The sequence below is a fragment of the Natrialba sp. PRR66 genome, assembly GCF_034808065.1.
GTDB lineage: Archaea > Halobacteriota > Halobacteria > Halobacteriales > Natrialbaceae > Natrialba > Natrialba aegyptia.
The window spans coordinates 316873-330942 of sequence record NZ_JAXHGN010000004.1 but is presented as its reverse complement, the minus strand read 5'-3'; the positions used below and the strand labels follow the sequence as shown (position 1 = coordinate 330942).

The window sequence follows — 14070 nt, the reverse complement described above, 5'->3', positions numbered from 1 at the left end:
CGTGACGGTCATTACGGTATATCGATGTTCGGTGAGATGAAAGGTTAATTCGAGAACTGTCGATCGTTCGAAAACGCCCGCTTCGGCAGTCCGATAGTTTGTTGTCCTCGTCATCGGACCGCCTTCGTCGCGTCCGTTGCTCGACGAAATCGTCGATGACTCCGATCGTGGTCGCGGTCTCGTTTTCGGTATCTCTGTTACTGTGCACTGGGAGATCGTAGACGGTAATTTCCGCACGCTTGAGGGCGGTTAGATCACCCTCACGGCACTCGAGGTTGAGGATCTCGCCGGCGAAGATAACGACCGCACGATGGTCGTGGACATCGAGAAACGGGATTTCGAGTCGGTCCAGAGGAAGAACCCGAACTCAGCTGTCAGCGGCGACTTCGAAGCACGCGACTCGGGGACTCGGGGATCGGGACTACCGTTAGAACGCGCCCAGATGATCGTCCTGTGGTTCGTACAGGCCGCCGGTCATCCGCACCTCGTGGATCTCGTCTAACGTCTCGCCGATCGAGAGTCCGCGGTCGGACATCACCGCCGCGACGACGCCGATCGGGACGCCGTTCTCGTACTGCTCTTGTAGCTGCCAGATAACATCCTTGAGACCGTCATTCGTGACATCCTCGTCTACATCCAACTGCGCGTGTTCGAACTCTACCTCGTGACCCGTCACGCGATAGTGACGGCGGTGGAAGTCGACGATCTCGTTCGGAGCGTCGGTTTGCAGATCGACATCGCATTCCGGACAGGACGCGACGTACGGAGCCTGATCTTGGGTACTCATGGGTTCTGGTTCTGATTGTCGTGTTTCAGTGCCGATCGGTTATGCAGAGGCGATACCATCACGAGTCGTAGGCCTCCTGGGCGAGCTGGTGGAAGCGGTGGACGGTGTGTTCGTTGGGGCCGAGTTGGGCCTGAGCGAGCGCGCCCGTTCTGAGCCCGTCCCACTGGCGTTCGACCAGTTCGAAGTCCTCTTCCTGGAGCTGGCGGCTGGTGCGGACGAACTCGCGTTCCTCCTCGGAGAGTTCGCTGTCGCGGAAGTAGTAGTCCGCGATAAGCTGGAAGCGGTCGGTGTCGATCGGGTCGATGATGTACGTGCCGTAGCCGTCGGCGGTGCCGTACATGTTGACCGTGAAGTTCGGCCAGAAGTAGTGGAACTGTGCCTCGTGCTCGTCGTGGATCCGCATCTCGTCCTCGACGTCTTCGGCGTGCGTGTAGTGGAGTACCCAGTGGTAGTCGTTGACCTCGAGTTCGGAGTCGTTGAGCGAGATGCCCTTGATCCAGTCCTGATGGTTGGCCTGACAGTGGTCACACTCCGAGTAGTTGCTCGCGAATACCTTCCAGTTACACTCGACCTCCGAGACAATTCGGGTGGCGTGTTCGTACTCCCCGAGGGGCAGCGCCTCGAGGCGGTCTTTCATCACGCCGGCCTGCTCGGCCAGTGGCATCGGATCCTCGCTGAGGTTGACGAACAGCAGCGGACCGATGCTGTCGACGTGTACATCGTTCAGGGCGTTCTCTTCGGCGTCGAACTCCTGTACTTCTTCGTCCTCGAGGTCGGGGTTCAGACCGGCTTCATCGAAGCTCTTGGGCGTGCTTTTGAGCTCTCCCTCGAGGTCGTACGTCCAGAGGTGGTACGGACACTTGATTCGCTTTGCATCGCTGGGGTCAGTCATCGGCGTATCCTCGACCATCTTCGAGCCGCGGTGGGCACAGACGTTGTCGAATGCTTTGATGTCGCCGTCGTGACCGCGGACGATGATCAGTTGCCGATCGCCGATGGTCCGCGTGAAGTATTGCCCGGGATCGCTGATGCTGTTGGCGTGGCCGGCGTAGACCCAGTACTGGCCGAACACCTTCTCTTTCTCCATCTCGAAAACGTCGTCATCGGTGAAGTACCGGGCCGGCAGCGCGTTCGTCTTCTCCGTGATATCTGAACTCACTGCTTTCGTTTGTGATTCGTCCCACTGTGTCATACAAGGCCACAAATGACACACCTATAAAAAACAGTTCACCTGTGATACTGAACCTTAATATAAACTAGTGAGGATTCGGGGTGTGGACGAACGGACGGAACACGATCCACAGAGGAGGACGGAAGCGTATTCTTGATCCGGCCCGTGACCAGTCGATACATTCCGGGTAATCAATGACGGTTCCAGGTATTGAGTTGCAGCGACAGTGATCAGGGAGGTATCTCAGAACAGCTCTATCTCGTCAAGCGTGACCCCGTCTCTCACACCGTTCTGATGGTCGAGACGTTTCCAGGAACGTACTCGTCTAACCCCGGTAGCGTCGACGGAGAGAGCTCTATTTGTACTCCCCCGTCGCCTGGGGTGACGCATCAGTTCCAGTTGCTTACCGTATGAGTGTCTCGAGTCTCTCGCCGATCAGTCGTCTGCCGTGACCGCTTCCTCTTTGATGAGTTCGTTCCACCGTTCGACGCCAGCTTCGGCGACCTCGCGGTCCTGGCTTACGGCGCCGCCAGAGACGCCGATCGAGCCGACGATGTCGCCGTCTCGTTCGAGCGGATAGCCGCCACCGAAGATGACGATCTGGTCGTCGTCGGTCGTCTGGAGGCCGTACAGTGAGTTGCCTGGCTCGGAGGGCTCCGCCAGTTCGTGTGTTGGCATCTCTAGGGCAGCCGACGTGTACGCCTTGTTACGCGAGATGCTCACGGAGGCCAGCCAGCCGCCGTCCATGCGATGCTGAGCAATGAGGTTCCCCTCGCTGTTTGCGACCGTGATCACCATCGGGTTGTCGATCTCGTCTGCTTTCTCTTCTGCCGCTTCTATCAACTCTGTCGCTGTCTCCAGCGGAATGGATTCTACCATGCAAGCGGAAGATGCAGAGTTATCATGAAATAAGTTGTCGTTATTTCTTCGATAGGTGATATAATTTCGGGAAGTTAGTTGAGAATACTGTTTTGATGGGGCCCTCTATGTACGGAAATTCTAGGATCTGCTTGATTAGTCCTGATAGCTGCATATGGAAGCTGTCACCCCCCGTCCCAGCGTTACTATCGCCAAAAGTGATACCAAGAGATCATTTTGTGCTTCTCTACGACCTTACCGAGGCCTCTGACGGCTGGTGGCGTGTCCATGCACGAAACCGAGCGCTGTCGCTTGGCGATGGTGCCGTAGAATAACAGTGGTATCATCGTTAGCCACAGCCACCCCTCGAAACTCTAATTATAATATTTCTGCCACCATATGATGAAGATCCGGGTGAGCGATACTTATATTTGTACTCGACTGGCACCACGGAGTGTACACTTATGAACGCAGATGATAGCTTGCCGGACCAAGCAGACACTGTTATCGTTGGTGCCGGTATCGTCGGGTGCAACCTGGCGTACCAACTCACTGAACTCGGCCGAGACGATGTCGTTGTCGTCGATCAGGGACCAATGCCAACCACTGGTGGATCTTCCAGCCACGCGCCGGGGATCATGTTCCAGACCTCCGAGTCGAAGATCCTCTCGAAGTTCGCCAAATACAGCCGTAACCTGTACTCGGACCTGGAGGATGACAACGAGGTTCAGGCCTACAAGGAAGTCGGCGGCATTGAGGTCGCGCGGAGCGACGAGCGGATGGACTACCTACAGCGCCGCGTCGAGTGGGCCGAATCCTGGGGGCTTCCGAACCCGGAGATTCTTTCGCCCGAGGAAGTAGAAGCAAAGCTGCCGCTCGTCGACAGCGACGTGATCCAGGGTGGGTACTATTCCCCGACTGACGGCCAAGTGTCTGGCGTCGTCGCCTGCGCTGCCCTCGCCAGAGAAGCCATGGACCGGGGAGCAAAGTTCGTTCCGCATACCCGCACCGAAGACATCGAGACCGAGAACGGGTCGATCAGCTCGGTTATCACCGAAAACGGGACGATCGAGTGTAACGAAGTCGTCATCGCGACGAATATCTGGGCGCGTCAACTGGGTGAGAAACTCGACGTTCACCTCCCGGTGACGCCGGTCGAGCACCAATACACGATGACCAAGTCGCTTGAGGAACTCGCCGACAACCAGATCGATGTCAGCGATCACCCGCTGTACGAGAACTATAAGGGCGTCTCCGGAGATAAAGCCGACCGCCTGCTCGCGGGTCCCGACCGGCCGATTCTTCGCGATCAAGACAACGCGATGTACTTCCGGACGCACGGGGACTCCTACGGAATCGGGTCATACAACCACGAACCCGTCGTGCCTGATCCGCAGGACCTCGGCGGCAACGAGGAAGATGCCGAACAGGGCTCGGTCCACGAGTTCACCGAGTACCACATGAACAACGCGACGCATCCAGACCGGCCGGACAAGGCGCCGCGACAGGCAAGCGACGAACTGTTGCCAGCCACGGAGGGCAAGGAACTCGAACACAAGTACAACGGCATGTTCTCGGAGTCCCCGAACGGCCTGCCGGTGATGGGTCCGGTCCAGAAGTACGACGGTCTCTGGACCGCGGCTGCCATCTGGGTCACTCACGCCGGCGGCGCTGGCAAGGCGCTCGCCGAGTGGATGGAAAACGGTGTCCCCCGCCTTCCCGACGGACCGATCGACCTCCGGCATTGCAACGTCAATCGGTTCGACGCCCACGAAGGCAGTTGGGACTTCGCGCGAGACATCGGCGGCGAGGAGTACCGTATCGTCTACAACATCATGCACCCGAAGTGGGTGTGGACGGATCACCAGCGCGACATCCGCCGCACGCCGATGTATCACAGCCACAAGGAACTCGACGCCGAGCTGTGGGCTGAAGCCGGTTGGGAGGAACCGCAGTGGTTCGAGTCCAACGCCGACCTGCTCGCTGAGTACGGCGAGCAGATCCCAGATCGTGAGGGCTGGGAGGGCAAGTACTGGTCGCCCATCGAGGGCGCGGAGGCGCTTCACGTCCGCAACAAAGTTGGCCTCCACGATATGACGTCGTTCAACAAGATGGAGGTCATCGGGAACGACGCCGGTGACTTCGTCCAGCGCCTCTGTACGAACGACATGGACCTCGATGTCGGCGATGTCCGGTACACCCTGATGTGTAACGAGGAAGGCGGCATCCGCGCGGACATCACCGTCACGCGCGTCGACGACGACCGCTACCTCCTTCTGACGACCGGTCGCGAGGTCGGAAACAACCACGTCGCGTGGGTCCGCGAGCAGTCCCCCGAGGATGTGGTCGTCAACGACGTTACCTCCAGCCTGACGGCGATGGTCTGTACCGGTCCGAACGCGCGGAAGGTTCTCTCGAAGGTGACGGACGTGGATCTCTCCGACGAGGCGTTCCCGTTCTTCACGAGTCAGCAGTTCTTCATCAAGAACGTGCCTGTCACCGCGCTCCGGGTGTCCTACGCCGGCGAACTCGGCTGGGAGCTGTACACGCCCTCCGAGTACGGCGAGCAGCTCTGGGAACATCTCATGGAGGCTGGCGAAGAGTACGACATTCGCCCGTACGGCAACGGTGCGCTGAACGCACTGCGCATTGAGAAGGGCTTCCGGCTGTGGGGAGAGGACCTCCACACCGAGCACAACCCCTACGAAGCGGGTCTCGGGTGGGCCACCGACCTGGAGACCGACTTCATCGGGAAGGAAGCAGTCGTCGAAGCGGCCGAGGGGAACAACATCGACCACAAGGTCGCGTGTCTGACCCTCGACGACGAAGCGGCGACAATCCTCCCTCACCGTCCGATCTTCGACGGTGATGAACCGATCGGCTACGTCCACAGCGCCGAGTACGGGTACACGGTCGGCGCCTGCGTCGTCTACACGTACCTCCCACCGGAGTACGCGGAGCCCGGGACCGACCTCGAGATCAAGTACGAGGGCGAACGGTACGACGCCACCGTTCGCGAGGAACCGCTCCTCGATTGAAAAGGGCGCACTCGACGGCGCAATGCAATATTGTATCTAGTCTTTCATTTTCTCTCGATGGGACCGACGCTCTGTCGTGCGATTAGGGGGACCATCGTCAGCAAAACCTGAGCGTATATGCGCACCTCGATCGGGGAGCCCTAGTCCACCCGGCCGTTGACCACGAGTTCGTCAGTGACAGTGGCAGCCCGATCCGCGACGCAACGTCTCAGCGGAGTCGCCGGCAAGGTCGGTGACCGCCTTATCCAGTTCGCTGATACGGTCTGCTGTAACGATTTACCGACACAACCGCAGGACGGGCGCGGTTGCGCCGGAAATAACTTACAGCTGCCCGTATGAAGCACGTCGAACGGCTGCCGGCGATTGGGGCCCACGCGCAGACACCACGGTTGTCCGCGCGGTGCTATCAGTTCGGAGACGAGATACTTTTTGCACTGCAAGGGGATACGTAATCCATGCACCTTCGCGCGCCCGACCGACTCCTCCGCGTGGATCTCTCGACGGGGTCGGTGGACCGCGTTTCCATTCCGGACGAGTGGCGACGACGCTACGTCGGCGGCAAGGGTCTCGGAGCGCGGTACCTGTACGAGGAACTGGATGCCGATACCGATCCGCTCGGGCCGAACAACGTTCTGCTGTTCATGCTTGGCCCGGTCTCGGGACTCCTGCCAGGAGAGAGTCGCTACGCGGCTATTACGAAGTCCCCGCTGACCGGGGGCTTCCTTGACTCGTACGCTGGAGGGACGTTCCCGGCAGTGCTCGCGGGTGCGTTATACGACGCCAGTGGCATCCTCGTCACCGGTCAGGCGTCAGAGCCAGTCCGACTCGTCGTGGCGGACGGAGACGTGGATATCGAGTCGGCCGAGACCTGGGGAGCGGATACCGTCGCCACTGACGAGCACTTTTCCGACGCTGCAGTCGCCTGTATCGGTCCCGCTGGGGAGAATCAGGTCGCCTACGCGACCATTTCGTCCGACGGCGGTGACCACCACGCCGGTCGGGGCGGCGCGGGCGCCGTGATGGGCGCCAAGCGGCTCAAGGCTGTTGTCGCCCGGGGTGATCCCCCGTCGGGCCTCGGGGACCTGCGCGAGCGGTACGCGGAACGCTATCGCGAATCAGACACCGGGAAGTGGCTGCAAGCGAGCGGCACCGTCGAAACGGTCGACTTTGCCAACGAGACCGGCGTCCTCCCGACGCGCGGATGGCAAGACGGGCAGTTCGAGGGCGCCGACGACATCGGCATCGCCGCCGTCCGCGAACTGGCGCGAGAGCGGGAGTACCCGGACGACGACCCCGGAGGGTATCGAGTCGAGACTGACGCGGGCGAGAGCATCCCCCGCGGTGCGACAGCGATGACGCTCGGCGCGGGCCTGGGCATCGACGATTTCGACGCCGTGGCGGAACTCGGGGCGACGTGTGACCGCCTCGGTCTCGATCTGATCAGCGCGGGAAACACCGTCGCGTGGGCCGTCCGTGCCAGCGAAGCGAACCTGCTCGATCACTCGTTTGCGTTCGGTGATCCCGACGACGCACGATCACTGCTCCGCGACATCGCGACCCGAGAGACGACGCTCGGCGACGTACTGGCGGATGGAGTCGACGCGGCGGCCGAGCGGTTCGGCGGCGACGAGTTCGTGCCGACGGTCAAGGCGATGGAACTGCCCGCGTACGATCCCCGGGGCGCCGAAAGCATGGCGCTGGCCTATGCCACAAGCGATCGCGGCGCCTGCCACCGGCGAGCGATCCCGATCGAGCGGGAGATCTTCGAGGACTGGAGTCCCGGGCGGGCCGCCCGCACCGTCGCGACTGAACAGGACCAGCGATCGATTCTCTGGAGCCTGATCGTCGACGACTTCGTCGGCGACGTCTTTGAGGATCTCGGTGCCGAGTGGCTAGACGCCGTGGGGTTGGACACCGACGGAGATCTACAGACAATCGGAGAGCGCATCTGGACGCTCACCCGGTTGTTCAACGTTCGCGAGGGAGTCTCTCGAGCGGACGACGAACTACCGCCCGCGCTCCGAAAACCCTTGGAGTCGGGGCCGAACGACGGGCAGGCGGTAGACGAGGACCGTTTCGAAGCGATGCTCGACGCCTATTACGCGGAGCGGGGATGGGGAGCCGACGGTCGACCGGCCCGCGAGACGGTCGATCGTCTCGGGTTGGACGAGGTCGTCGACGACGAGACGCCGCTGGCCGAGCAACCCATGGAACGAAATTGAAGCACGCACCGACGGCGCTCGTTCGACAGAATCTCGAGCGCGCTATCCGCTGCTATTGATTCGATATCGGTGGGATCCATCCCCGGGACTGCAGCCAAATAGGGATGTTATCTGGCATTATAGTTACTCACTTCCTCATTATGCTAAAAGTGTTTTCGCCTACCCAAACACAGAACTACGAAAGTAAATAATTCGGACATGTTATGTTTTATAGTCTGCACCACGGAACAGCGTGTGGCCGTGTTAACCGAGCGGATTCGGCCACGAAATCCCAGCCATCAAGCGCTCACCGAAGCTCCATTTGCTCGGCGCGCTCGACTGCGAGATCGGCTATCTCCTCGACAGGGCTGTCGGAACGGTCGGCGAGTACGCGCACCAGCATGCCGAGGTGAATCGCTGCAGCCTCCCGAAGTTCGGCCGCTTCCTCGGTATCGTTCCCGAAATAGTACTCGTGGCGACCGTCTTCGTGGACAATCCCGGTGTACACCGAACGGAGGTCGTCGCCGGAGACTGCCTTCGCCGCTTCCGTTTTGACTTCCTCGAATCGAGGGTTCGTCATCATGCCTGATATTAGCTCAGGGGTTCCTAATCTCTTCGATACCCCACGTGGGCGATCGTTGAGGGACCGACGCGCGTCGGTTCGCTGGAACCAGAGTGGCAGAGTGGCTGTGGGTGAGATGGGCGAAGGACCTATAACAGAGAATACCGAACCTCGAAAGCCTGGTTCTGGCACCCTCATGGCTTCAGTCGTGGATTTTGTTCCCACATAATGAAAAAATAATTACAGTACCCTGGTTATGAGAGTTTTTATCCCTGCGATTCAACGGTATAACCAATGAAACGGGGTACAAGTACCGCTGGTCGCTCACCTCTCGTCCGCGTCGCGACCGACCTCGCGACGAACGGCGACGAACAGGTCGTGACGGCGATGCGAGACGAAGCCGATTCGATACCGGTAATCCGCACGGGACCGACCGGTGTGACGGGGAGCGAACCCCTCGTCATGGCGACGCACGAGGGCCGGACGGCGTTCTTCGCCAAACCGGAGTCGTCGACCGCTCGAGACGTCGTCGACACGCTGGAAGACGGAACCGTCCCAGCGAATGACGCTGACATGGTCGTCGAACACGGGCCCGAGACGACGTCGCTCCCAATCCCGAATACGGGCCCACTCTCGGTCGGTCAGCGGTCGGTGCTCGGCCGGTGTGGATGGGCTGATCCGCTCGGGCCGAACGAATGGCCGATCGTCTCATCTGACCGAGCCGCCGAGACGGTGACCGATACCGGACTCCTTGGCCGGGGGCGTGGCGACGCCGCCGCCGATGACCCTGTAGCCGACGTGTGGGAGACCGTACGGGACGCGGACGGAGACCCGGTCGTGGTTGCCAATGCGAACGAGACACGCGACGAACAGCGAGCGGACGAGGTGCTGCTTGGCGGAGCGCCGATAGCCGTCCTCGACGGGATAGCGACCGTCGCCGAGTACGTGGGTGCTGACGACGCCGTTGTCTACCTCAACGAGGCTGATAGCCATTTACATCGACACCTCCGCGAGGCGATCGATGCAGTCGCCGGCGAACTCCCGATCGTTCCGCAGCTGGTCGCTGGCCCCGACGAGTACCGGGCCGGCGCCCCGACGGCCGCGCTCGAGGCGATGGAAGGCGCTGACCGCATCGAACCACGTCTCCAGCCACCGTCACCCGCAACGCACGGTCTCTACGGACGGCCGACGGTCATTCACACGCCGCGGACGTTCGTACAGGTACGGCGGGCTATCCGCGATCCGGACGCGTTCGACGCGGATGTCGCCGATCCGGGCACCCGGCTGATCACCGTCACCGGCGACGTCGCTAATCCGGCGACCATCGAACTCCCGTCAGACAGCAGTCTTTCGGTGGTACGAGACGCCGTCGAACTGACAGGATCGTTCAAGATGGCCTGCGTCGGCGGGATACTCGGCGGTATGACGCGGGACCTCGATGTCACCCCGACCGCACAGTCGCTCGCTGCAGCCGGACTCGGGACCGACGGCGTAGTCGAATTGCTGAACGATGATCGGTGCGTGGTCGCCGATGTCGGCGAGCGCGCCCGATTCGCGTCCACCGAGAACAGCGGCCGCTGCGTGCCCGGCCGCGAAGGGACGAAACAGCTCACCGAACTCCTGCGAGAAATCTACCACGGATCGCTCAAGGCCGACACGATCCGCGAACTGGGTCGAGTGATGGAACGATCGAGCAACTGCCAGATCGGCGCTCACGCACCCCGCCCCGTGACGACCGCGCTCGACGAGTTCGAATCGGAATTCCACGCACACGCCGACGGTCGCTGTCCCAGCGGCACCTGTACTGAGAAACTATGAGCACTGACCACACTCTTCCAGGCGTTCCCGATATCGAAGACTCGCAACCGAATACGCCAGTCTCCGCTACGTTCGAGACCGGCACCGCGAACGACCCCGTCGTCGGTACCGACGGTGACGAGCCGACGACAGTGACGATCAACGGCGAACCGGTGACCGTCCCGCCGGATTCAACCGTTATCGACGCGATGCAGGCCGTCAGCGACGAGATGGTTAGCGTCGACCCCGGTGCGGACGGTGTCGAGGACGACGTCGATGTCCCCGCGCTCTGCTACTACGACCGCGACGGCGACTGCAGCGGTGAGATCGGACCGCGAAGCGAGTGCCGGACCTGCATGGTCGAGACCGACGAGCACGGTCTCGTTCCCTCGTGTTCGTTCCCGGCCGAAGACGGGCTCTCCGTGCAGACGGATACCCCTGACGCCGAGGAAGCTCGGAGCGTCAACCTCGATCTGGTCCTCTCGAACCACAACCTCCGGTGTACGACCTGCAACGGCAACGGCCGCTGCGAACTGCAGGATACCGCGATTAGCGAGGGCGTCGACCATCCGCGCTATGGCGTCTTCGACGACCGTGATGAGTACGAACCCCTCGACGACAGTTCGTCGTTTATCCAGATCGATCGGAACAAGTGTATCCTCTGTAACCGGTGCGTCGAGGGCTGTAACGACGTCCAGGTCGAGGGCGTGCTCCGCATCGAGGGCCACGGCGAAGACACGCGCATCGGCTTCCAGTCCGATGCCGAGACGATGGCCGAGTCGGACTGCGTTTCCTGTGGTCACTGCGCGACCGTCTGTCCGACTGGCGCGTTAACGGAGAAGGACATCGGCGGCGCTGCGACGCTTCCGCTTCCAGGGTTCACCCAACGTAACTCCATCGGGACGGTTATCGAGCATGAGGAAGTCGAAACGCTTGACGACACGGCGGCACCGAATCGCTCGCCCGACCCCGGCGGAGAGAGTCGGATCGGAACCAGTCCCAGCGTGAGCCCGGACGATCGAAGCGGCGTCGCCCGATTCATGGCCCAAAGCAGGCGCCGCGCGTCGGACCTCGCCACAGAGTACAGTCGGAAAGCCATGCTGGCCGGCGAACACACCGCCGAGAACGTCGCCGCGACGGTGCTCCCCGAGGGACGACTGTTCGACGTCGCGTCGGCCGTGAGCGGCTACCGACTCGGCAAGATCGACACGGAGGAGACGACGTGCGGGTTCTGTGCTGTTGGCTGTCGGTTCGAGATGTGGGGCAAAGACGGCGACGCGATCGGTGTCCAACCCGTCGAAGACCCCGCGAATGCGCCAGCCAACAACTTCTCGACCTGCGTGAAAGGGAAGTTCGGCCACGAGTTCGCCAACAGCGATGAGCGACTCACGGAACCGCTCGTGCGCAACGATGCCGGCGAGTTCGAGACGGCGTCCTGGGACGAAGCGCTCGATCGCGTCGCGAGCGAACTGCGCGCGATTCAGTCCGAACACGGCGTCGACGCGGTCGGCTGTCTCGCATCCTCGAAGGGGAGCAACGAAGAGGCGTATCTCGTCCAGAAGTTCGCCCGACAGGTTCTCGGGACGAAAAACATCGACAACTGTGCGCGGCTCTGTCACTCGACGACGGTGGCGGCGCTGCAACAGACCCTCGGGTACGGTGCCATGACCAACCGTATCAACGAGGACGTCGGCGAGGCCGATGCCTACCTCATATCCGGGTCGAACACGACGGAGTCGCACCCGGTTCTGGCAACCCGCATTAAGCAAAACGTCCGAGACGGGGCCGACCTGGTCGTCTTCGACCCCCGTGAAGTCGGCATCGCCGAGCACGCAGACCAATACACGCGGACCAAACCCGGGTACGACGTCGCCTGGATCAACGGCCTCATTCGATATCTCATCGAGAACGACCTCCACGACGAGGCGTTCATCGAGCGCAACACGAAGGGATTCGAGAAAGTCAAGGAGAAGGTGCAGGCATTTCCGCCCGAGAAAGTCGAAGAACTGGCGGGTGTCCCGCCCGAAGAGCTGAAGTCCGCCGCCGAGACGCTCGCCGACGCCGAGACCGTCGTCTTCGGCTGGGCGATGGGGATGACCCAGTCCAGCCATGGCACGCAGAACCTCCTCGCGATGGCCGATCTCGCCCTCACGCTTGGCCAGATCGGCAAGCCCGGTGCCGGACTCTCACCCTTCCGGGGACAGAACAACGTGCAGGGCGGCGGTGGCGATATGGGGACGCTCCCCGGAAGCCTTCCAGGGTATCAGGACCCAGCGGACCCCGAGGTCGCCGAGAAATTCGAAGACGCATGGGATAAGCGTCCGCCCGAGGAGCCGGGGCTCAAGGTGCCGGAGATGCTATCGGAGGCACACGAAGGTAACCTGCGGGGAATGTACGTCGTCGGGGAAAACCCCGCGCTGTCCGAACCTGACATCCAGCACGCCGAAGAAGCACTCGAGAAACTGGAGTTCCTCGTCGTCCAGGACATCTTCATGACGGAGACGGCGACGCACGCGGACGTGATCTTGCCCGCAGCGACGTCGCCGGAGAAACACGGCACGTTCACGAACACCGAGCGCCGCATCCAGCGGGTGCGCCCGACTGCGACACCGCCCGGGACGGCGCGCCAAGACTGGGAGATCACGCAGGACCTGGCCAACCGGCTCGGGTGGGACTGGGACTACGACCATCCGCGGGAGGTCATGGACGAGATCAGCGACCTCACCCCGATTTACGGCGGTGTCAGCTATGACCGTATCGAATCGGGCGACGAGCACGGACTCCAGTGGCCCTGCTGGGACGAAGACCACCCCGGAACGCCGTATCTCTACGATTACGAGGACGGAGCGTTCAACTTCGACGACGGCATGGCGCGCTTTGTGCCCGCGGACGGTGGACACCCCGGCGAGCTACCCGGCGAAGAGTATCCGCTCACGCTCACCTCCGGGCGGGTGCTCTACCACTGGCACACCGGGCAGATCACCCGCCGTGTCGAAGGACTCATGAGCCACGTCGGCGAGAGCTTCGTCGAGATCAACCCCTCGACGGCCGACGAACTCGGCGTCGCCGACGGCGAGTACGTCCGGGTCGAGTCCCGCCGTGGAGATATCGTCGTCAAGGCGAACGTAACCGACCGCGTCAGCGAGGGAACGTTGTTCATCCCGATGCACTTCGCTGCGGGCGCGGTCAACAAACTCACCCAGGAGAGCTTCGACCCGCACACCGGCATTCCCGAGTACAAGGTGTCGAGTGTCCGTGTCGAACCGCTCGGACCGAACGCCGACCCGGACGTGCTGCGGGCACCCGACGCCGGAGCCGATAGCGACGGCGGAACCGCAGCCAGCGACGACTGATCGTCGCGGGCATCTCGCTCGTTGACTGCTTCGGTTCGAGCGAACATCTTGTGTTAGGGCTGTCACGAAGTCGCCGAATCACTGCCCGGTTCGGGCGCTCTCGAGTCGCACGAGCGGAAAAACGAACGCTGACCAGCGAGCCTTTCGCCGGCCGTGTCGAGAGACTCAGTCTGCCGGTTCGTTCGATTGGCTTCCCTGTACGGCCTCGTCTCGCGTCTGGTCGGGGAGTCAGACCGATTTTCTCGGCGGGGATGACCGGCGACCGGCGCGGATCGACCACGTAGATTGCCGCGTACGCCTGGA

Annotated in this window: 8 protein-coding genes; 4 read left to right on the top strand and 4 right to left on the bottom strand. The window is 61.9% G+C overall.

The features are described from left to right. Positions 1–427: 427 nt before the first annotated feature. From SM755_RS15580 to SM755_RS15570, 3 genes are all read right to left on the bottom strand, one after another. Complete coding sequence (locus SM755_RS15580; protein ID WP_323173476.1) at positions 428–787, bottom strand: hypothetical protein; 360 nt, start codon at positions 785–787, stop codon at positions 428–430. A gap of 58 nt (positions 788–845) precedes the next feature. Further along, on the bottom strand, positions 846–1979 hold the full coding sequence (locus SM755_RS15575; RefSeq protein WP_323173475.1) for an aromatic ring-hydroxylating dioxygenase subunit alpha: 1134 nt from the start codon (positions 1977–1979) through the stop codon (positions 846–848). A gap of 414 nt (positions 1980–2393) precedes the next feature. Then, positions 2394–2837 (bottom strand): heme-binding protein, encoded by a 444-nt coding sequence (locus tag SM755_RS15570; protein WP_323173474.1) that lies wholly within the window; start codon positions 2835–2837, stop codon positions 2394–2396. 443 nt (positions 2838–3280) lie between these two features. Between SM755_RS15570 and SM755_RS15565 the strand changes: the two genes are divergently transcribed. Then, positions 3281–5854: an FAD-dependent oxidoreductase gene (locus tag SM755_RS15565; RefSeq protein ID WP_323173473.1), complete on the top strand. Its 2574-nt coding sequence runs from the start codon at positions 3281–3283 to the stop codon at positions 5852–5854. A 455-nt stretch (positions 5855–6309) separates the two neighbouring features. After that, entirely contained in the window at positions 6310–8076 is a 1767-nt protein-coding gene (locus tag SM755_RS15560) for an aldehyde ferredoxin oxidoreductase C-terminal domain-containing protein (RefSeq protein WP_323173472.1), read from the top strand. 286 nt (positions 8077–8362) lie between these two features. Here SM755_RS15560 and SM755_RS15555 read toward each other — a convergent pair whose 3' ends face one another. Beyond that, a complete protein-coding gene (locus SM755_RS15555) occupies positions 8363–8638 on the bottom strand; it encodes a hypothetical protein (RefSeq protein WP_369335252.1) in 276 nt (91 codons plus the stop codon). Positions 8639–8911: 273 nt separating this feature from the next. Between SM755_RS15555 and SM755_RS15550 the strand changes: the two genes are divergently transcribed. Then, positions 8912–10435 (top strand): NADH-ubiquinone oxidoreductase-F iron-sulfur binding region domain-containing protein, encoded by a 1524-nt coding sequence (locus SM755_RS15550; protein ID WP_323173470.1) that lies wholly within the window; start codon positions 8912–8914, stop codon positions 10433–10435. Beyond that, positions 10432–13767, top strand: coding sequence for a formate dehydrogenase subunit alpha (fdhF, locus tag SM755_RS15545; protein ID WP_323173469.1), 3336 nt, complete (start codon positions 10432–10434; stop codon positions 13765–13767). Before SM755_RS15550 ends, fdhF begins: the two co-directional genes overlap by 4 nt. The last annotated feature ends 303 nt before the right edge of the window (positions 13768–14070 follow it).

Bases quoted from the DNA above. Each gene is read 5' to 3' on its own strand.
- SM755_RS15580 (WP_323173476.1), bottom strand. From the start codon at position 787: ATGAGTACCCAAGATCAGGCTCCGTACGTCGCGTCCTGTCCGGAATGC.
- SM755_RS15565 (WP_323173473.1), top strand. From the start codon at position 3,281: ATGAACGCAGATGATAGCTTGCCGGACCAAGCAGACACTGTTATCGTT.
- SM755_RS15555 (WP_369335252.1), bottom strand. From the start codon at position 8,638: ATGATGACGAACCCTCGATTCGAGGAAGTCAAAACGGAAGCGGCGAAG.
- SM755_RS15560 (WP_323173472.1), top strand. From the start codon at position 6,310: ATGCACCTTCGCGCGCCCGACCGACTCCTCCGCGTGGATCTCTCGACG.
- fdhF (WP_323173469.1), top strand. From the start codon at position 10,432: ATGAGCACTGACCACACTCTTCCAGGCGTTCCCGATATCGAAGACTCG.
- SM755_RS15575 (WP_323173475.1), bottom strand. From the start codon at position 1,979: ATGACACAGTGGGACGAATCACAAACGAAAGCAGTGAGTTCAGATATC.
- SM755_RS15550 (WP_323173470.1), top strand. From the start codon at position 8,912: ATGAAACGGGGTACAAGTACCGCTGGTCGCTCACCTCTCGTCCGCGTC.
- SM755_RS15570 (WP_323173474.1), bottom strand. From the start codon at position 2,837: ATGGTAGAATCCATTCCGCTGGAGACAGCGACAGAGTTGATAGAAGCG.